This is a genomic window from Deferrivibrio sp., from assembly GCF_055117995.1.
Window position 1 is genome coordinate 1 of the sequence record NZ_JBSQOT010000025.1, and the last position, 19,918, is coordinate 19,918.

Annotated in this window: 14 protein-coding genes and 2 tRNA genes; 11 read left to right on the forward strand and 5 right to left on the reverse strand. The window is 35.7% G+C overall.

Annotated elements, in window-relative coordinates:
• The 3 genes from ACTCAF_RS07560 to ACTCAF_RS07570 all read left to right on the forward strand — a co-directional run.
• On the forward strand, positions 1–975 hold a 975-nt coding region (locus ACTCAF_RS07560; protein ID WP_463062690.1), incomplete at its 5' end, for a class II glutamine amidotransferase domain-containing protein.
• Positions 963–2,606 carry a glutamate synthase-related protein gene (locus tag ACTCAF_RS07565; RefSeq protein ID WP_463062691.1) on the forward strand — a complete coding sequence of 548 codons (1,644 nt, stop codon included), beginning with the start codon at positions 963–965 and terminating at the stop codon, positions 2,604–2,606. The genes ACTCAF_RS07560 and ACTCAF_RS07565, both read left to right, overlap by 13 nt.
• Before the next feature lie 14 nt (positions 2,607–2,620).
• A complete protein-coding gene (locus ACTCAF_RS07570; protein WP_463062692.1) occupies positions 2,621–4,951 on the forward strand; it encodes an FAD-dependent oxidoreductase in 2,331 nt (776 codons plus the stop codon).
• Positions 4,952–4,960: 9 nt separating this feature from the next.
• Here ACTCAF_RS07570 and ACTCAF_RS07575 read toward each other — a convergent pair whose 3' ends face one another.
• A complete protein-coding gene (locus ACTCAF_RS07575) occupies positions 4,961–5,791 on the reverse strand; it encodes a PHP domain-containing protein (protein WP_242819855.1) in 831 nt (276 codons plus the stop codon).
• Positions 5,792–5,943: 152 nt separating this feature from the next.
• Between ACTCAF_RS07575 and ACTCAF_RS07580 the strand changes: the two genes are divergently transcribed.
• A complete protein-coding gene (locus ACTCAF_RS07580) occupies positions 5,944–7,338 on the forward strand; it encodes a two-component system sensor histidine kinase NtrB (RefSeq protein WP_463062693.1) in 1,395 nt (464 codons plus the stop codon).
• Between the two features lie 139 nt (positions 7,339–7,477).
• On the opposite strand, the gene ACTCAF_RS07585 is transcribed toward ACTCAF_RS07580, so the two are convergent.
• The 4 genes from ACTCAF_RS07585 to metH all read right to left on the reverse strand — a co-directional run bounded on the left by ACTCAF_RS07585 (position 7,478) and on the right by metH (position 11,823).
• Positions 7,478–7,561, reverse strand: a tRNA-Leu gene (locus ACTCAF_RS07585).
• Between the two features lie 59 nt (positions 7,562–7,620).
• Positions 7,621–7,694, reverse strand: a tRNA-Arg gene (locus tag ACTCAF_RS07590).
• Positions 7,694–8,467, reverse strand: coding sequence for a patatin-like phospholipase family protein (locus tag ACTCAF_RS07595; RefSeq protein WP_463062694.1), 774 nt, complete (start codon positions 8,465–8,467; stop codon positions 7,694–7,696). The genes ACTCAF_RS07590 and ACTCAF_RS07595 overlap by 1 nt, the downstream gene beginning before the upstream one ends.
• Before the next feature lie 2 nt (positions 8,468–8,469).
• Positions 8,470–11,823 carry a methionine synthase gene (metH, locus tag ACTCAF_RS07600; RefSeq protein WP_463062695.1) on the reverse strand — a complete coding sequence of 1,118 codons (3,354 nt, stop codon included), beginning with the start codon at positions 11,821–11,823 and terminating at the stop codon, positions 8,470–8,472.
• A gap of 210 nt (positions 11,824–12,033) precedes the next feature.
• On the opposite strand from metH, the gene xerA reads away from it, so the two are divergent.
• The 7 genes from xerA (at position 12,034) to era (ending at position 19,907) form a co-directional block, all read left to right on the forward strand.
• Positions 12,034–12,921 carry a site-specific tyrosine recombinase/integron integrase gene (gene xerA, locus ACTCAF_RS07605; RefSeq protein ID WP_463062696.1) on the forward strand — a complete coding sequence of 296 codons (888 nt, stop codon included), beginning with the start codon at positions 12,034–12,036 and terminating at the stop codon, positions 12,919–12,921.
• Positions 12,918–15,569 (forward strand): CBS domain-containing protein, encoded by a 2,652-nt coding sequence (locus ACTCAF_RS07610; protein WP_463062697.1) that lies wholly within the window; start codon positions 12,918–12,920, stop codon positions 15,567–15,569. Before xerA ends, ACTCAF_RS07610 begins: the two co-directional genes overlap by 4 nt.
• Positions 15,556–16,518, forward strand: a complete 963-nt coding sequence (locus tag ACTCAF_RS07615) for a PhoH family protein (RefSeq protein ID WP_463062698.1) — start codon at positions 15,556–15,558, stop codon at positions 16,516–16,518. The genes ACTCAF_RS07610 and ACTCAF_RS07615 overlap by 14 nt, the downstream gene beginning before the upstream one ends.
• Entirely contained in the window at positions 16,508–16,963 is a 456-nt protein-coding gene (gene ybeY / locus ACTCAF_RS07620) for an rRNA maturation RNase YbeY (RefSeq protein WP_463062699.1), read from the forward strand. The genes ACTCAF_RS07615 and ybeY overlap by 11 nt, the downstream gene beginning before the upstream one ends.
• A 72-nt stretch (positions 16,964–17,035) precedes the next feature.
• The gene (locus tag ACTCAF_RS07625; protein ID WP_463062700.1) at positions 17,036–17,734 is read left to right on the forward strand and encodes a diacylglycerol kinase; all 699 of its coding nucleotides are present in this window, start codon (positions 17,036–17,038) and stop codon (positions 17,732–17,734) included.
• A 9-nt stretch (positions 17,735–17,743) separates the two neighbouring features.
• Positions 17,744–19,033 carry a hemolysin family protein gene (locus ACTCAF_RS07630; protein ID WP_463062701.1) on the forward strand — a complete coding sequence of 430 codons (1,290 nt, stop codon included), beginning with the start codon at positions 17,744–17,746 and terminating at the stop codon, positions 19,031–19,033.
• Positions 19,026–19,907, forward strand: coding sequence for a GTPase Era (gene era, locus ACTCAF_RS07635; protein ID WP_463062702.1), 882 nt, complete (start codon positions 19,026–19,028; stop codon positions 19,905–19,907). Before ACTCAF_RS07630 ends, era begins: the two co-directional genes overlap by 8 nt.
• The last annotated feature ends 11 nt before the right edge of the window (positions 19,908–19,918 follow it).

Consider the following 19,918-nt stretch of genomic DNA (forward strand, 5'->3'; position numbering starts at 1 on the left):
TTTGAAGGCTATAAGGGGCTTCCTATCTTGTCAATGGCTTGCACTGATGAAGGGATAAAGGTAGCTGAAGATATATTACATAGAAAAGGTTTTGTAAGGCTTTTTCAGTGGGCTCCTCAAGTATTTCCAAAGCCTGGGCTTAAGATTGAGCCGATGCCAAACTACGTATTTCAAGTGTATCAATATCCAAAGTTGTATAATTATGCTCCGCAAGAAGAGAAAGAGGAACTTTTGGTGGATATGCGCCTTGCAATTAGGCATGAGCTAGAGACTCAGGATCTTGGTTATGTTTACTCGTTTTGGCCTGATGTTTTGACGCTTAAAGAGATTGGTGACCCGTCAGATATTGGCGAATATTTTAATCTTTGGGAAGAAAACGACTACTTTAAGGCTAAGATTATTACTGCTCAGTGTAGGCAAAATACAAATTATGATATTGTAAGGTATGCGGCACACCCGTTTTTTCTTCAGGGTTACACAGCACTTGCTAATGGTGAAAACACATTTTACGAGAAAAATAAAAACTTACAAAAGAAGCTTTATAAAGGTTACATAGGTTTTGAGTCTGACTCTCAGTGCTTTTTATATACTTTACATTATGTGCATAAGAAACTTAAGTGGCCTTTAATTTATTATAAACACACAATAACTCCTATCCCTTTTGAAGAGCTCTCTCAACGGGAAGACGGACACATACTTGCAAATATCAGGGCAAGTCTTGCTCATTTGGAAATAAATGGACCAAATACTATAATTGGTGTTTTGCCTGATGGAACACTATTTACTTGTTGTGACTCAAAAAAATTAAGACCAGTTGTGGTAGGCAGAGATGAGAATACCGTGGTTATAACTTCTGAGGTTACAGGAATTAATGATATTCTGCCTAATCGTGACTGGCAGGATGATATTTACCCCGGGGAGAGGGAGATGGTTGTGATTAATGATGAGCTGGAGGTAGTAAGATGGCAACAGTAAAAGTTAATCAACTGGCAAAAGATGATTTGTTTTGGCAAATAGATTATAAACACGACAGATGTACTTTGTGTGGCAAGTGTGTTGCTTCCTGCCCGTTTCAGGCTATTGAAGCAAAGGTAGAGAAAAGAAGAAAAGTAGTAAGCGAAGATATTACGCCTAATCCAAAGGTATATTTTCAGACGATACCTGTAATCAAGCAGGTTATAAGTGAATATAATTTTTGCAGAGGTTGTGGGATTTGTGAAAAGGTGTGCCCTAATGATGCCATTAAGCCTGTCAGAAACTCCGATCATAGATTTCAGGCAAAATATAGGGCAACTGTTGCCGACCCATTTAAAAGGGGAGGTCGCTCAAATCTTGAAACTGATGGCAGGACATTGGATAAAATCAAAGTGGGTAGAATTTCTCAGATGACTGACCCATCATTAGATGCGCAGAGGCATACTTTTGACATGAGAGCACCCTTTGGAAGAGTGCTTGCTCCGAATGAGATTCCTCTTGAGGTTGACAGCTGTGGCAAACTTGTTTTGAAGAATAACTTGCCACCCGTAAGATGGATTTACCCTATAATAATAGGTGATATGTCTATTGGAGCGCTTTCTTGGAGGATGTGGGAAGCTCTTGCCATAGCTACGGCATATCTAAATGAAGAGGTTGGCATCCCTATCAGGATGTGCTCAGGTGAAGGTGGAGTCCCTGTCAGGCTTCTAAAATCAAGATTTTTAAAATACATTATTTTGCAAATAGCCTCAGGTCACTTTGGGTGGAACAGAATTGTAAATGCTATGCCTCATATGGTGGAAGATCCTGCAGGTGTGCTTATAAAAATAGGTCAAGGTGCAAAACCGGGCGACGGCGGACTTTTGATGGCAAAAAAAGTAGCCAAGCATATTCAGGAAATTAGGGGTGTGCCAAAAGCAGACCTTTTGAGCCCTCCAAATCATCAGGGGCTTTATTCCATAGAGGAAAGTGTTCAAAAGATGTTTTTATCTTTTAATGCAGCATTTAAATTTAGGGTGCCTGTTGCGATAAAGGTTGCAGCAAGTGCTACAAGTGTTTCAGTTTACAATAACTTATTACGAGACCCGTATAATATCGTAGGAGGATTCTTTCTTGACGGTATAGATGGTGGTACCGGTGCCGCTCATGAAATATCCCTTGATCATACCGGTCATCCGATTGTTTCAAAGTTAAGAGACTGCTACAAAGCTGCACTTCACCAAGGTAAACAAGGGCAGATACCTCTTTGGGCAGCAGGTGGAATGGGTAAGAATTGGAACTTGGCAGCGGATGCTTTTAAAATGATTTGCCTCGGTGCAAACGGGATATTTACCGGCAAACTTATGCTCCAATTGGCAGGCTGTGTAGGCAATGATATGGGCAAATGTAATGCATGCAATACAGGGCTTTGTCCGGTAGGTATATGTACTCAAAATCCGACACTTGTTAAAAGGCTCGATATAGATAAAGTCGCTGAAAATATTGTAAATTACTTTATCGCAGTTGACCATGAGCTTAAAAAATTGATGGCACCTGTAGGTAACAGCTCTTTGCCTGTCGGCAGATCTGATGCACTTATCTCCACAGATAAGTCTGTAGCTGAAAGATTAGATATAAATTATGCTTGTTAACTTGGGGGATTGTGATGAGTAAGAAGATTTATATTGAAGGGATAAGAAATGGCAAAAGGATTTCTACACAAACTCTTTTGCAAGAAATATATCAAGCTTTGGATAAAGGGATTAATGAAATAGTTGTGGATGGCTGCGGCCAGCATGACATTGGTGGGCCGTTGTGGTCAAAAGATGGGAAACCATTAAAATTTGTAGTCAAAAATCCGGGTCAGAGAGTTGGTTCGATGGGGATGCAGGGGACTACGATTATTGTGGATGGTCCAGCTCCGGCAGATGTCGGCTGGCTTAATGCCGGAGCCGAAATTATTGTTAAAGGTGATGGAGGCGATACCACAGCTCATTGCGCTGCAACCGGTAAAATTTTTATAGGTGGGCGCGTCGGCACTCGCTCAGGTGCTATGATGAAATATGACCCGAAGTTTCCAAGACCTGAATTTTGGGTATTAAAAAATACCGGTTCTTTTAGCTTTGAATTTATGGGTGGTGGGATTGCGGTCGTCTGCGGATATGACTGTGAGGAGATGGAATCTGTTTTAGGCTACAGAAGCTGTGTTGGCATGGTAGGCGGGACGATTTATGTTAGGGGGAATGTGAAGGATTTATCAGATGATGTGTGGTTGATGGATTTAACTGATGATGACTGGGAATTTTTGGATAAAAATCTACCTGTCTTTTTAGAGAAAATTGAAAGGCCTGGCGCACTCGGTAAGATTTCAAAAAGAAAAGATTGGAAAAAGATTGTTGCAAAGACATATGAAGAGAGAGCACACAAGTCTTTTATGGCAATAAATGAATTTAGGAAAAACAAGTGGGTTGAAGGTGGGATATTCGGAGATTTGCTTTATGATAACTACGAAGTAGCAGAGTTTGTAGAAAGGAAAGATTTAAGGTTAAGATACCCTGAGTGGTTAAATGCCAACTATTCCGCCCCTTGTGAATATAATTGCCCTACATATATACCGACTCAAAAGAGGATTTCACTTTTGAGACAAAATAAGGTTAAAGAGGCCTTGGAGATGGTGCTTGACTACAGCCCATTCCCCGCATCTGTTTGCGGGCAGGTTTGTCCAAATCTTTGTATGGATGAATGTACAAGGTTGTATGTGGATTTGCCGGTTAGGATTAAGGAATTGGGGCTACTAAGTGCCGAAATTAAAGCAAAAAAATGTGAAACCACAAAAGATGAAAAGGTAGCGGTAATCGGCTCAGGTGCATCAGGCCTTGCTTGTGCATATCAGTTAAGACTTATGGGCTATCATGTTGAAGTGTTTGAAAAAGACAGTGTGCTTGGCGGTAAGTTAATGCAGGTTATTCCCGAAGAAAGACTCGATAGAAAGATTCTTGAGACTGAGATTCAGAGAGTGCTTGATACCGGGGTGATTGCCCATACAAATGTTAACGTTGACAAGAAAAAGTTAAAAGAGCTTGATAAAGAGTTTGACGCAATAGTCTTGGCTGTGGGGGCTCATAATCCGATTGTTTTGCCTGTTGAAGGGAGTGAGAGGCTTGTCAAAGGGCTTGATTTCTTAAAGGCAATAAATAAAGGTGAAAAACCAAAAGTTGGAAAAAATGTTGTGGTAATCGGTGCGGGCAATGCCGGGATGGATGTGGTGATTGGTGCTTATGAAATGGGTGCAGAAAAAGTTGTAGCTATTGATATTCAAAAACCTGCTGCTTTTGAAAAAGAGATTGAGCATGCCAAAAAATTAGGCGCTGAAATATTATGGCCTTGCTTTACCGAAAAGATCACTGATAAAGGGGTCGTGCTGAAAGATGGCACTTTGATACCTGCAGATACCGTTATTGTGTCTATCGGGGACAGGCCTGATTTCTCAATGCTTGAAAGGGAATACCTGGATGAGAAGGGAAGAGTGTTAATCAATGAATATTTACAGTCAACTGTTAATCCAAAGATATTTGTGCCGGGAGATGCAATAAAATTAGGGCTTTTTACTCATGCACTTGGTGATGGTAGGAAGGTTGCTCTCAATATTGATAGAATGTTTAAAGGGATAACTCTCAGTAAGTTTGAAAAGGCACCTAAAATACCTCAGGATAAGGTAAAAAATGAGTATTATCACCCTATGAATGCTCAGGCTGTTTCTAAAATGCAGACAGAGGATGAAACAAAAAGGTGTATGAGTTGCGGTTTTTGTCGTGATTGTCATTTCTGTGAAGAAGTTTGCCCCGAGCAGGCAATTAGCAGGATAGAGAAATCTGATGGCAACTTTGAATATTTAAGTGATTCTAATAAATGTATTGGGTGTGGTATTTGTGCCGGTGTCTGCCCTTGTGGAATATGGGTTATGAGAGACAATATTGAAAAATATATAGAAAGTTAAAAGGCAGGGTTACCTGCCTTTTATTTTTTCAATCTTATTAAGGTATTCTGCTGGTAACGTACAACTACCTAAATTGCCAAGGGTAACATTGTCCTTATTATCTCCGTGGAAGTCGCTCCCGCCTGTAACAAGCAAGTCATACTTTTTGGCAATTTCTATATAATGTTTGCAATCCTCTTTTGAATGCAGCGGACATATCGCTTCTATCCCTTTTAATCCTAAGTCCACTAATTGTCTTATAAAGGTGTCAAACTTTTCATTATCAAGCCCCAAAGTTATCGGATGTGCAATTACCGGGATTCCACCTGATTCAATAATTAATTTGATAGCGTCGTCAGTATTGAGCTTTTCTTTGCTTTCGTAAAAAGGCTTTCCTTTTGCTAAATATTTTTCAAATGCTTCTTCAACAGATGATACTATACCTTTTTTTACTAGGAATTTGGCAATATGCGGACGTCCTAACTCCCCTTTGTTATCATGTGATATCTGCTCTTGTGTTATCTTTTCATGAAAAAAATCAGATAGCTTGTTTAATATTTTTTCATTTCTCTGCTTACGATAAGTTTTTAGCCTGCTCAGATTTTCTCTTAATGGTCCGTATTTGTGATTAACGAACAAGCCCAACATATGAAAAGTTCCATTTTTAATTTCAAGGCTTATTTCAACACCCGGTATTTTTTTAAGATTAGATTCACAGCATAAAAAGTCATCAATGCCGTCTATAGTATCATGGTCAGTCAGTGCCAATATTTTTATGTTTTTAGTCTCTGCAAGTCTACATAATTTTTCTGGGGTAAAAGTTCCGTCAGAGTAGGTTGAATGTGTATGTAAATCAATCATCTGTATTTTCCTTTATACAAGAGTTATTTTTTCTAATCCATAATATACAGCCTTGTTTTAGTCAAGCAAAGTTGTAAACTAAAATTATCCTTCTTTGTAAATATTAACTAAAAAAGTCTTGTATAACAATTAAAATTACAATAGTTTATTATATGAAAGAACAACTGAGTTTTATTTTAAAAAATATTCATGGCGTAATTTTCCTTATAGATTTAGATGGTAAGTTTGTGCTTTCTGAGGGTTTGGCTTTAAAAAGGCTGGGACTTAAGGCAGGTGAGATTGTTGGTCTTTCAGTCTATGATGTCTATAAAGACTATCCTGATATAGTTAAATCAGTTAAAATTGCACTTCAAGGGGAAACAGTAAAGAAGAAAATTAAAGTTAATGATTTGTGTTTTGACGTTATTTTTTCTCCCTATATTGAGGATAACGTCGGGCAGACGGGAGTAATCGGGCTTGCAACCGATATTACAGATATTGAGTCGGCAAAAGCGACAATGGCAGATAATAAAAATAATTTCAAAACAATAATAGATTTGGCACCTGAATGTTTTTTGATGGGAGACCCAAAAGGGAATATTATTTACGTAAATGATAAAGCTGAAGAGATAACCGGTTATTCTGCAAAAGATATTTTAAATAAAAATATTTCAATACTTTTTACTGAAGAATCTCTAAAGGAAAGGCCTTTGAGATATGACCTTCTTAAAAAGGGTGAGGCTGTGATATCTGAACGGGAGATCAAAAAGAAAAATGGTGATATTGTTACTATTCAATCAAATTCCAAACAGATGCCGGATGGAACATTTGTAACATTTATCAGAGATATTTCTAAATTAAGAAAAGAGCAGAGAGTGGGTGAAAATAATGCTCGTCTTGAATCTCTCGGAGTCCTTGCTGCTGGCATTGCACACAATTTTAATAATCTTATGACAGGTATTTTTAATTATACTTCTATTGCCAGTTACCATTCAAAGGAGCTTTATACGAAAGAAATGCTTAATAAAGTCCAGCTTCTGATTGACAAAGTTAGAAGCCTTACTGCCAGGCTTATCACATTTTCAGCTGGTGGGTATATTGAGAAGAGTTATTGCAATGTGGAGAATATTGTAAATGAAATTATCAAAAATATTGAAAATCCGAAATATACAGTTGAAAATATTGTAAATACAAGCTCGATATCTGAAATTGATGAGGCGCAATTTAGGTTAGCTGTTGAAGGTATTCTTAATAATGCTGTCCAATCAATGCCTGATGGAGGTAAGTTGACAGTTTCTTCCCAAAAGATTAAACTTGATGATAGCAATAGCTATTCACTTAAAGGTGGGGAATATATAAAACTTTCTGTCAAGGATGAAGGGATAGGAATTTCCAGCGAAAGTTTATCAAAAATATACGACCCTTTTTATTCAACAAAAGATGGTCACGACGGAATAGGGCTTTCAATTGCTTATTCCGTAATAAAAAAACTTGATGGAACAATAAATTGCAAATCTACCCCAGGGGTTGGCACTGTTTTTGATATTTTATTGCCTGTGGTAAATTGAAGCTGTTTTATATTGGAAGCATCTTTTAAAGATTCCTGATTTTTTTACAATTGTTAAAATACTAAGCCTTAATATAAGAAAGTTGCTAATGAATAACCTTACTGTAACGATTATGAATAAGTTCAAAGAATACCAAAAATGCCCAAGGGGGGACTCGAACCCCCACGGGTGAAATCCCACAGGATCCTGAATCCTGCGTGTCTACCAATTCCACCACTTGGGCAAAATAATGTCAGAATGATGATATAGTTATTAATTTATTTATTGTCAACTACAAAATAACGGGCGGTGGGAGGGTCGAACTCCCCACCTTAGGTTCCGGAGACCTACGCTCTATCCAACTGAGCTAACCGCCCTAAATGACTTTTATTGCTGCTCTGTACCCTTCTTCTATAATAATTTTTGCCTTGTGATAGTCAAACATACCTATATTTTTAAGGTTAGGCTCTATTAAAATTTTAGGTGGGTGGCATTCCAATGAGTATTTTGTTTGATAATAATTCATAATGCTGAAAGACTTGTATAATGTTGTAACAATATTAGGCAAATCACCATTAATATTATTTGAAAGATGTTTGTTAAGATTTATGGAAACTATTCTCTTGTAACCTTTTTCCCTTAAAACTTCATTTGGTAAAGGCATACTCACTGCCCCATCAACGTATATGCTACCATTAATTGTTGCAGGGGTAAATATACCGGGGATAGAGATACTTGCCCTAATCGCATCAATCAGACTCCCTTTTTCAAAAACTACTGGCTCACCTGTATTAAGGTCGGTAGCGACTATCATTAGTTTAATATCAGCATCCTCTATGTTTTGTTCGCCTAATGTAGACATTAAAAATTTACAAATTTTATCTCCATCCATAAGCCCTTTGGAAGGGAATAGGTTTATGTCAAAAAGTGAGAATACCTTCCTTTTGTCCAATGATAAAACATAATTTTTATAATCTTCAAGCTTGCCAAATGCGTAGTAAGCACCAATAACTGCTCCGATACTTGTACCTGCAATGGCATCAATCTGATATTTTTTTTCACTTAGTGCGTTGATTACTCCAATATGTGCAAGCCCTTTTGCCGAGCCACTACCCAGCGCTAATGCTACCTTTTTTCTATTAAAAAACATATTCACTCCGTAAAATATTCAGCGTTAGGATTGTAAAGAATAATTGCGCTTGTGGAAAATTCAGGCACCATCAAAAATGTCTCCGTAAGGTTTACGCCGATTGATTTCATATTTAACAACTTCCCTATAGTTTCATTCCCTTGTAAGTCAGGACATGACGGATAGCCGAAGCTGTATCTTTTACCTTGATACTTTTGCCTTAAGATTGATTCAATATTTTTATCATATTCATTATCAATCTTTAACTCTTTTCTTATTTTAAGATGCCAATATTCTGCTAATGCCTCTGTAATCTCTGTAAAAAGTCCGTGATAAAGAAAATAATCTTTATATTTTGATTCATCGTGTAACTTTTTGCAAAACTCTACTGTTTTTTCACCAATAGTTACTACCTGCATAGGTAAAATATCAAATTCATCATCTTTAAAATAGTCTGAGAGACAAAGATACGGCTCTTTGGCCTGTCTTGGAAATTCAAATTTTGCTATCTCTGACTTTGATTCGTCATAAATTTTTAAAGCATTATTTTCAGCCTTGCAGTAAAAGTATCCGTAACTAACCTTAGGGACTATAATGTTTTCACTAATTACTGTTTCTAACATTTGATTAAAAGTGTCATTTGTGGTGTTTAAAACTTCATCGAATTCACTTTCAGTCATGTTATTTTTCTTAAAGCCCCATCTTGTGGTAAATAGTGTATATTTATTTATATAGTTGCTAAATTCTCTGATTTTTATATCCTCTACACTTCTATAGCCTATAAATGGCGGGTTTATGTTAAGATTAACTGTCCTATCGATACGAGTATTTTCTGATTTTAGAGTAGATTTTTTATCTTTATTTGATTTACTTGCTTTTCTAACTGTAACTTTTTCTTCTGAAAGATAGGTAATTGCATTGAAGGCATCCCTGCAATAGAAAACTGCTCCAGGGATAATCGGCTCACATTCATTTACTACATATCCTTCAGTGAGGGCTGCTCCCCCTAAAAGGATTTTTAGATTCATGTTATGCTTACTTATCTCTTCAAGATTTTCTTTCATAATGAGTGTTGATTTGACTAAAAGACCGCTCATCCCAATTGCATCCGCGTTTACTTCCTGAGCTTTTTTAATCATATCCTGCACTTCAACCTTTATTCCAAGGTTATATACTTCATAACCGTTATTACTTAATATTATATCAACAAGATTTTTTCCAATATCGTGTACATCCCCCTTTACAGTTGCAAGAACAATTTTTCCTTTAACCTCGGAAGTGTTTTTTTCCATAAACCTCTCAAGATAATTTACCGATTTTTTCATTACTTCTGCAGATTGAAGTACGAAAGGAAGAAGCATTTTTCCACTTCCAAAAAGCTCACCAACCTCCTGCATGGCAGGCATAAGGATTTTATTGATAATATCAACAGGTTTGAAATTGATAAGAAGACTGTCCAGCAAAGACTCAAGCTCTGTCAAATCCCCTTTTATAAGTTTTGATTTAAGTTTTTCTTCATCAGAAAGATTTACATCAACTACTTTATCGACAGTATTGCCACTTTGCTTTGAAAAATATTCTATAAATTCATCAAGAGCATTTTCTTTGCCATCAATAAGGTTATTGCAAAGTTTTAATTCGGTTGGATTTATACTGCTTTCAGGGATTACTTTTGTTGCATGAACAATAGCCATGTCAAGCCCCGATTTTACAGCGCGGGATAAGAATACAGAGTTGAGAATCACCCTGCTTGCGGGGGAAAGTCCGAATGAGACGTTGCTTACACCAAGGACTGTTTTTGCCCCTTTTAGGCGATTTTTTATCATTTTTATTGCTTCAATTGTCTCAAGGGCAGCATACCTTAAAGTTTTGTCTCCACTTCCTATCGAAAACGTAAGAGGATCAAAAATCAAGTCTTCCGGGTTAAGATTATACTCATTTACCCATATATCATATATTTTCTGTGCTATTTCAAATTTGCCATTTGCATCCATAGCCATCCCTTTTTCGTCAATGGTAAGGGCTATGACCGCAGCTGGGAATTGTTTGACTATGTTTAAAATTTTGTGAAGTTTTTCTCCACCGTCTTCAAGGTTTATTGAGTTTATCACTGGTTTGCCAGCATATCTTTTAAGTGCTTCAAGGATTGCAGGTGGCTCGGTAGAGTCAATTACAATAGGGGCAATCAACTTTTGATTGAGCAGGGATACAAATTTTGCAATATCTTTTAATTCATTTCTTCCGGCATAAGCCACGCAGACATCTATAAGGTGTGATGAACCTTCCTGATCTTTTGCAATCTTGAGCATTCCGTCAAAATCTTCTTTTAATAAAAGCTCTCTGAAAGCTTTGCTTCCATTTGCATTTGCTCTTTCACCAATAATTGCAGGGGGAGGATCCTGTGTAAGGCTTGAGCCGGTATAAAGGCTTGAAACCATACCTCTTGCCGAAATTTTAAAAGGTTTTGGTGAGGGTTTTATATCTTTTACTTTTTCACTTATTTTTTTTATATGTTCATAAGTGGTCCCACAGCAGCCGCCAATTATATCCAGGTCGTATTTTTTGACAAGATTATAAACAATATCAGCCATTTTATCCGGTGTCATATTGTACACAAACTTTCCATTAATCGTTTCTGGAAGTCCTGCATTTGGGATACAGGATAGTCTGCCATTATATATTTTTCTAAAATCAGAGATAAATTTTTCCATCATATCAGGTCCAAGAGAACAATTTATGCCAAGTGAGAATACAGGGTAGTCAGAAAGTGTAGCAACTATTGCTGAAATGTCTGAGCCAAGGAGCATGGTGCCGTTTTGTTCGAGAGTCAATGAAACCATAATCGGAAGTTCAATGTTTTTATTTTTCATTGAATGAGTTACAGCATTTATTGCTGCTTTTACCTGAAGCAAATCCTGGCAAGTTTCAATTATAAATAGGTCTACACCGCCATCTATAAGGGCATCCGCCTGTTCAACATACATTTCAAAAAGGTCATCATAAGATATATGCCCCAAACTTGGCAATTTTGTGCCTGGTCCTATTGAGCCTGCAACATATCCGTTAAATTCCAGAGCAGCTTTTTTGGCTATTTTTGCCCCTTTAAAGTTTATTTCAAATACCTTGTCCTCAAGTCCAAACTCAGACAAAACGAGCCTCGTCCCTCCAAATGTATTTGTCTCAACCACTTTGGCGCCAGCCTTAAAGAAATTTTTATGTATTTCGTAGATAATATTTTCTTGGCAGATGTTTAAATATTCATTACAATTTGGGTGGCCGCAAAAATCACTTTCATTTAGTTCGTATGATTGGATGGTTGTACCCATTGCTCCATCAAAAATTACAATATTTTTTTGGGCAAATTCTTTAAAATTCATCTTTACTCCATTTATTGTTGTTGTACAGCAAAGAGAAAATATATTCTTTTGATTGATATGTAAAGTACATTGTTGGTAAGCTATCCTCCTAAATTACCCCACTCACCCACTCACCTATTCACCTACTCACCTATTTACCCATTCACCCACAAATCTAAGTGACTTCTGTTGTAAATTGGGTTAAAATGTATCATGGGAGATACCAAAATTATGGAATTTAATTTAGAGGGTTTTAAGCTTTATCTTTCTTATGAGCTTGGGCTTACTGATAATACTGTTCAGTCATATCTCATAGACGTAAAACATTTTTATGAATATTTTGCGGGGGAAAAACATTTAATTAAAAGTACGGATATTATAAATTATATGAATTATTTGAAAAAAGAAAATTATTCCATTGAGACTATTTTAAGAAGACTCTCGGGGCTTTCTGCATATTTTGACTTCCTTATAAAGGAAAAGAAAATAGAAAAAAACCCTGTTGCTTTTGTAAGTAAACCCAAAGGGTGGGATAAACTTCCTAAATTTTTAAATTTTGATGAAGTGGATAAACTGCTTGATACATTTGACCTATGCGACCCGATTCAGTATAGAAATAAGGTATTGATAGAATTTCTTTATTCAACTGGTAGCAGAGTTAGTGAAATTTTAAATATCAAAATTGGGGATATTGATATAAAAAGGGGATTTGTCAAAGTGACAGGAAAGGGGAATAAACAGAGAATAGTCCCTCTTTACAATAAACTTGTTGAAATTTTGCCTTCTTACTATAATATTAGGCACACTTACCTTATAAAAGGAAGGGATAACGGTTATCTTTTTTTGAATAAAAACGGTGGTAAATTATCAAGGGTTATGTGTTTTAATATTATAAAAGAGGCTTGTAAAAAGGCTGGTATAAATAAAAATGTTTCCCCCCATACCATAAGACATTCATTTGCAACGCACCTTTTGACAAATGGAGCTGATTTGAGAACAATACAAATTTTGCTTGGACACTCAAATATATCCACTACTGAAATTTATACACACATTACCGATAACAAGACAAGGGAGATTTTAACAAAATTCCACCCGAGATTCAGAGGGAAATATTGAAAATAGCAATTACACACCATAATCCTGATTTTGATGCAATATCAAGTAGTTATGCAGCTTACAGGCTTTATGACTGCGACTTTGTATATCTTTGTCATAATGTAGATTCTGTAATTCTTGATTGTCTTGATGATTTGGGCTTAAGGGATAGCTTTAAAGTTGTCATGGAAAGTGAAATTGATGATATAAACGAAAATATTGAGCTTCTGGTAATTACTGACTGCAAATTTAAAAGCAGGCTTGGTTATCTTGAAAAATTGATTAAGAAAGCTCAGAAAGTTTATATTTATGACCATCATACCGGCAATGAGTGTGATATTGACAACGACAAACTCATTTTAAAAGAGGTTGGGGCTTCAACTTCAATAATTGTAAATGAAATCAGTCAGAACAATTTGGTACTTCAACAAAACGAACTTACTTTATTGATGTTGGGAATATATGAAGACACCGGTTTTTTAACGTTTAATTCCACCACGCCGATGGATATAATGGCTTTACATTATCTTTTGTCAAACGGAGGAGAACTTTCAAAAGTCAGGCAATATATCAAAAGAGACTTGAGTAAGGAACAACTAATAATTTTAAATGAGCTTATAATAAATATGAGTCTGTATATTTTAAATGGTATTGCAATAGGTTTGTCATTTGCATCTTTTGATGAATATGTCCCGGAAATATCTGTGCTTGCAAATAAAATAATGGATATGGAAAATCTTGACACATTTTTTATGATGGTCAGGCTCGGTGATCGCATTTTGTTGGTTTGTAGGAGCAGACTTGATTACATAGATACTTCGGAATTAGCTTACAGCTTTGGTGGTGGTGGACATCCCGGAGCTTCAAGTGCCATTATAAAAGATATGACCCTTAATGAAGCTTATGAAAAGCTTAAAGTTTTGGTAAAGGATATAATAAAACCCCAGAAGCTTGCAAAACATATAATGACAACGCCTGTAAAATTTGTTTCTTTCAGCCAGACTTTCAATGATGCCCTTGATCTTTTTATGAAATATAATCTTAATATGATGCCGGTGGTAAAAAACGGAAAAGCGGTAGGGCTTATTTCAAGAAAAGATATCTTGCAGGGGATAAAGCATGGGCTTTCAGATGAGCCTGTAAGCAATATTATGCAGATAGAGTTTGAAACGGTTTCCCCTGAAGAAAATATAAATGTTGTAGAAGATATAATGCTTTTAAAGAATCAGAAGCTGATTCCTGTGGTAGAGAATGAAAAGCTTGTGGGGGTGATTACAAGGACAGACCTTTTAAGGCTGATGAAGGAGGATACCACAAGGATTCCAGGCTATTTAAAGTCAAGAGCTGATAGTCTGATGCTCAGCAAAAAGATTAACGTTAGAAATCTTTTGAAAGACAGGCTACCTGAAGAGTATTTCAATCTTCTCTTTGAAATTGGTGAATATGCTGAAGAACTTGGAACAAATGTTTATGTTGTCGGCGGTTTTGTAAGAGACCTTTTGATGAAAAATGATAATTTTGATGTTGATATTGTTGTGGAAGGGAGTGCTTCTGAATTTGCCAAAAAATATGCTGATATTAAAAACGCTAAAATTGCAATACATAAAAAATTTGACACTGCACAGGTAATTTTGAAAAATGGTGTAAGACTGGACTTTGCAACAGCAAGGACTGAGTATTATACATTTCCGGCAGCAGCTCCGGAGGTAGAATCGTCTTCAATAAAAAATGACCTTTACAGAAGGGATTTTACAATAAATGCAATGGCAGTTAAGTTAAACAGGTCAGAATTTGGACTTTTGCTCGATTTTTTTGGTGGCAGAAGGGATATTAAGGATAGGAAAATAAGGGTTCTTCATAATTTAAGTTTCGTAGATGACCCTTCGAGAGGATTCAGGGCGATACGATTTGCCGTCAGGTTTGATTTTGAAATTGGGCCTCATACCAAAAAGCTTTTGAAACATGCTGTAAATATGAATCTTTTTGATAAGATTATCGGTAAAAGGCTTTTTTTGGAAATCAAGTATATTTTAAGTGAAGAAAATTACCTGGAAGCCCTTGAAACAATGAAAGATTATGATATTTTAAAGTTTTTGCATAAAGGGATTACACTTAGTGAAAGAAAGTATGAAATGTATGAAAATCTTGAAAAAATTTATAGCTGGTACAATGTGCAGGTTGGGAAATCTCTGGATATTTATATAAGCAGATTTTATATTCTTTTCAGCGATTTGAAATACAAAGATTTGAAAGATGTCGGGAAAAAATTTGATTTCAATCATCTCGAAAAGAGACTTTTTATTGGAAATTCTGTAAAAGCAGAAAATATTGCAATTAAAGTTAAAAGAAACACAAAAATAAGAGCCTCTGAAGTGACTAAAATGTTCAAAGAGATGAATGATGAAAGTATCCTTTTTATAGGGGCTATTTTGGGAAGTGAGTTTGAATATATTATTAAAAACTACTTTAATATTTACAGAAATATAAAATTGAATATAACTGGCGATGATTTGATAAAATTAGGGTATAAGCCATCGAAAAAGTTTTCTGAGATTTTAAATACGCTGCTTGATATGAAGATAGACGGTGAGATTTTCTCAAGAGAAGAAGAGCTTAATAAAGCAAGGGAACTTTTTGAAAATAAAAGAGGTGAAGATGACGATAACTAAGGTATTTGAAATTGAAGAACCATTAATCCCCGCTATTTTGGGTCATAAAGACAAGTATCTGAAATTTATTCAAAAAGCGCTTGATATTTCGGTTGCTGTAAGAGGTGGTGAGTTTAACTTAAGCGGCAGCGAAGAAAAGGTAGAAAAAGGTATTATACTCCTTAGTAATCTAAGAGAGATAGTGTTAAAGTCCAATCTATCCATGTCTGACCTGGAAAGTGCTGTGAATATGGTACTTGAAGATACAAAAAGTCAAATATCAGAAGTGCTTACTGATATTATAAAGGTGGCCGGAAGGATAAAAAATGTTGTACCTAAGACTACAAGGCAAAAAAAATACGTGCAGTACATTAAAGAGTATGATGTTGTTTTCGGTGTAGGGCCTGCAGGAACAGGAAAAACATATCTTGCTGTTGCAATGGCGGTAAATATGTTTTTAAATAAAAAAGTAAGCAGGATTATTTTGACAAGGCCTGCTGTGGAGGCAGGAGAAAGACTTGGTTTTTTGCCAGGAGACATTGCGGATAAGATTAATCCATACTTGAGACCACTTTATGACGCCCTTTACAATATGATGGATTTTGAAAAAGTAGGACATTTGATAGAAAAGAATGTGATTGAACTTGCTCCTCTTGCCTTTATGAGAGGCAGGACACTTAATGACGCATTTATAATTCTTGATGAAGCTCAAAACACAACAGTAGAGCAGATGAAAATGTTTTTAACAAGGCTTGGATTCAACTCAAAGGCCGTTATTACAGGAGATATTACTCAGGTGGACTTGCCTTCCGATAAAAAATCAGGGCTCATTGTTGTGAGAGATATTTTAAAAGATGTGGAGGGGCTTAAATTTGTGGATTTTACAAAAAATGATGTAATAAGGCACCCTTTAGTGCAGAGAATAATAAACGCATATGAATTATATGAGGCAAAGAAAAATGGAAACTGAAATTTATCTGACCGACGAAGTAAATAGCGGACTCAGTAACGAATTTATAGGTTATGTTATCAAAAAGACTCTTCTTGATGCAGGTGTAACCAAAAATGTAAAAGTATCGGTATTGATAACAAATGATGATGGGATAAGAAAGTTGAATAATCAGTACAGAGGTATTGACAAACCTACAGATGTGCTGTCATTCCCAATGTATGCTTCAATTGATGAAATCAGTGAAAATGATCTTGTTGGTGATATAGTAATTTCTTTTGATACTCTTAAGAGGCAGGCTCTGGAAAATGAGATAAATAATGACAGAGAGGCGGCATTTTTGATTATTCATGGGATGCTTCATCTGCTTGGTTTTGATCATATTCTTGAGGAAGAAGAGAATATTATGTTTGATTTGCAGGAAGCGATATTAAAAAATTTAGTTGAAGAAGGGTTTGTTTCATAAATATTATGGATTTTATACTCACAATGTGTTATTATATGACCATGGAAATTCCTAAGCCTTATAAAAAAAGATATGAAATCGGATAGTTGGTCGAAATCTGTTAGCGTAGCGATTGAAGGGATTCTTTACGCAGTAAAAAGTGAAAGAAACTTAAAAATACATATTCTTCTTTCTATTGCTGTCCTAATTGCGGCCCTATTTTTAAATATAACACCTCTTGAGTATATTATTCTTGCAATTACCATTACGCTTGTGATTTCTTTCGAGCTTATAAATACTGCCATAGAAAAAATTACTGATGCGATATTCAAGGATAAATGTGAAGAGGCAAAAAGAATAAAAGATATTGCAGCAGGAGCTGTATTGCTTTCGGCTTTTGGTGCGGTTTATATCGGATACTTTACAGTATTTAACAGAATGAAACATGCCACAAATTCCCTTCTTTCGAAAACTTCCTCATTGAGTGAACATATTGCAATTGTGTCTATAGCGATAGTGGTTTTTCTGGTTGTACTTATCAAAAGTTTTTTCAATAAAGGCGAGCCGCTTCACGGAGGTATGCCTTCAGGACACGCTGCCGTTGCTTTTTCGGTACTAATTTCAACGATTTATATTTCAAAAAATTTTGTTATAGGTATACTTGTGCTGCTTTTAAGTATTCTTGTAAGCCTGTCAAGGGTTCAACTGAAAATACATACTATAGGTGAAGTTGTGTTTGGGGGGATTCTGGGGGCATTGGTAACTTATATACTATTTAAAATATTTGTGTGAGGTGTATACTTGGAAAGTCTGATAGGTGAGTTGGTTACTATTGGAATTTGTGTTTTTTTATCAGGTTTTTTCTCTTCAAGTGAGACTGCTTTGACATCGCTAACAGAGTTAAAAGTCAAGCACTTACTGCAGGAAAAGAAGGACAAGGCAAAGGATTTGGAGTTATGGCTAATGCACCCTAATAAGGTGCTAAATACAATCCTTATAGGCAATAACATAGTAAATATTCTGGGCTCTGTTGTAGCTGCCGAAGTTGCCAATAAACTTTTTGGGGATAGTTCAATAGCTATTGCAACAGGTGTAATGACATTTTTGGTTTTGATTTTTGGTGAAATTGCCCCTAAAACTTTTGCCAAGCATAATGCCGAATCCCTCTCAATTTTTATAATCAAAATACTTAAAATCTTTTATTTTGCTTTTTATCCAATTTCTTTTGCACTTAACAAATTAGTGAAAATGCTCATAAAATTGAGCGGTGGAAAAATTGAGCATAATGGACCCAAGATAACTGAGGATGAAATTGAGTTTATCATCAGCGTCGGCGAGAAAGAAGGTGTTCTTGAAAATCAAAAGAAAGAGATGTTGCACAATATTTTTGAAATAAGCGATACGCTGGCTAAAGAGGTAATGGTGCCCAGAACTGATCTTGTGGCAATCAAGTATGGCACTGATATTAATGAAATATTAAACCTTATAGCCAAGACAGAATATTCAAGAATCCCTGTGTACGAAGGGAAAATGGATAATGTGTTAGGGATACTTTACGTAAAAGACCTTCTTAAATATATAAACAGTGACATAAGAAATCTTGATATTAAGACTATTTTGAGAAAACCTTATTTTGTCCCTTCTACCAAAAGGATAGATGATTTGCTCAGAGAGTTTCAGTTGCATCGGATTCATTTTGCCATAGTTATTGACGAATACGGCGGAGTGGATGGTATTGTAACCCTTGAAGATATTCTGGAAGAGATAGTTGGAGAGATAAGGGATGAATATGACAGAGATGAAAAGGACGAAATAATTAAGATTGATGAAAATACTTATGAAATTGATCCTAAAATAGATATTGACGATTTTAATAAGTTTTTTGGTATTGAGATGGAAGAGGATGATGTTGAGTATGAAACTCTGAGTGGACTTATATTTGACCTAAGTGGCAGGATTCCGGAAATTGGCGAAGTATTTCTCTATAAAAATCTTGAACTTCTTGTAAAAGAAAAAGAAAACAGAAGGATTAAAAAAGTTATTGTTAAGTTGGTAAACGAAGAAAATAAGGGTGTAAATCAAAATGAATAAATTTGGGACTGTTGCGATTATTGGAAGGCCTAATGTAGGCAAATCCACACTTCTTAATAAAATTCTTGGGGAGAATATTTCTATAATTTCAGATAAGCCAAACACAACAAGAAATTCTATAAGAGGAATAAAAACAGGTGAAGATTATCAAATTGTATTTATAGATACGCCGGGTATTCACAATGCTAAGGATAAGATTAACCAGCTTATGGTAAAACAGGCTATCGACGGGCTTTCAATGGTCGACCTTGTATATTTTATAGTAACACCGGATGAAATATTTGCCGGTGAATATAAAATGATTACAGAAATACTTAAAAAAGTGGATGCAATAAAATTTTTATTGATAAACAAAGTTGATATTCATGAAAAGAAAGATGTTGTAAATGTTGCCAATAAAGTTTTTGCTGACGGCACTTTTATGTATGTTATTCCTATATCCGCAACCAATTCCACAAACATTGACAAATTGTTGGAACTGACCATTGAAAATCTCCCTGAAGGTGAAAAGATTTATGATTCCGAGGATATTACAACTATACCTGAAAAATTTCTTGTTGCTGAATTTATAAGGGAAGGGGTGTTTAATCTTCTTAAGGATGAGGTGCCGTATAATGTTGTGGTGGAATGTGAAAATATAGAAGATAAGAGTGATAATCTTTTGTACATTTCTGCCTCAATTATTGTAAGCAGAAATTCCCAAAAAGGGATAATTATAGGCAAAAAGGGCTCAATGCTTTCTAAAATTGGCAAAATTTCAAGGGAGAAGTTAGAGGCTTTTTTTGGTATAAAGGTATATCTTGAACTCTTTGTAAAGGTTAGAGAAGGCTGGATGGAAAGGGACGAATATCTCAAAATTCAAGGTTTGGTTTGAGATTTGGTTTT